Source organism: Mesorhizobium sp. M7A.F.Ca.AU.002.02.1.1 (assembly GCF_003998535.1).
GTDB classification, from domain to species: domain Bacteria; phylum Pseudomonadota; class Alphaproteobacteria; order Rhizobiales; family Rhizobiaceae; genus Mesorhizobium; species Mesorhizobium ciceri.
Genome location: NZ_RZPB01001203.1, coordinates 1 through 1,218, shown reverse-complemented (window position 1 = coordinate 1,218; position 1,218 = coordinate 1). Strand labels below are relative to the sequence as shown.

General features: G+C 59.0%; 1 protein-coding gene and 1 pseudogene. Both read right to left on the bottom strand.

What is annotated here, in order from left to right; translation table 11 throughout:
- Positions 1-903 (bottom strand): 3-hydroxyacyl-CoA dehydrogenase (locus EN879_RS36460; RefSeq protein WP_206521091.1); only part of this gene is annotated, 903 nt, incomplete at its 3' end.
- A gap of 11 nt (positions 904-914) precedes the next feature.
- A pseudogene (locus EN879_RS39255) lies at positions 915-1,218 on the bottom strand (N-acyl homoserine lactonase family protein); the annotation flags it as partial.

The following is a 1,218-nucleotide window of genomic DNA, read 5'->3' as shown; positions in this document are numbered from 1 at the left end:
AACCAGAGCCATAAGCCGACGGTTGCGCCATGCCGAACGGGCCTCGAGCTCTGGCTTTGCCAGTATTTCCCGGCGCTCGGCCGTGGCGAGTTTAATCAGATCAGGGGACCAGGGTTTCGGATCGCGGCGATCCTGTGCGATCGAGTGGTACAGCGTTCCCAAACGTTGTGCGTAATCGTCTATGCCACCGGGTGCATTCAGATCGATCGTCTCGAACGGTCCCATGAACGACCAGCGCAGGCCGAGACCATGAGCAACTGTTCGATCAATGTCGGCCACACTTGCCAAGCCCGCATCCAACAGCGCCCAGGCTTCGTTCAGCAGCGCACCTTGGAGGCGGTTGAGAATAAAGCCTTCGATCTCACGGTTGACGACGATCGGCACCTGTCCGACTTGCTCCATCGTCTCGCGCAGCCATGGAACGATTTCCGGATCCGTCCATGGGGCAGCTACCAGTTCGACAAGCGGCACCAGATGCGGTGGATTGACCGGGTGGGCGATTAGAAAGCGCGATCGCCTTGGGGCCTGTTCAGTGAACATCGAAGCCGGTATGCCGGAACTCGAACTGCCTACCACCGCATCGTCACGTATGGCAGCGCCGATCTCGGCGGACACTGCCTTTTTTACGTCGACGCGTTCGAAGACGGATTCCTGCACGTAATCGGCCCCCGACACTGCATCGACCAAGCTGTCGACCACTTCGATGCGTTGCGCGATTGCATCGACATCGCTGACCAGGCCGAACTCTTGCATGTCCGAAAGACTGCCACGGATACGAGAGGACGCGCCTTGCCGGATGTCTTCACTTGCGTCGAATAGCCGAACCGGGATGCCAGCACGCGCAAAGACGACCGCCCAGCCGCTTCCGACCAGTCCGCCGCCGATAACTGCGACTTGCTTCAAGTTTGTTGACATCATCGTACCTTGGATGTCTCGCCGTCAGCCAGGCAGATCTCCGAAATGCGCAGTCCGTCCTTGGTGATCCGCGACGGAAAGCGGTCCTTGAGCCTTTCCTCATGTACTGGAATGACACGTTGCGCTTCATAGCCGACCTGTTTCATCATCGCTTCGGTGGCCATCAACAGGTTCTGTTGGCTGCCAAGAGCAAGACCGACCGGCACATACATCGGCGTATCGACATCGACGACGGCCCCTGGGCCTTCGACATTCTCGAAGACATAGACCAGGTCGCCGGCGAGCACCCAGGCATCGGAAGAC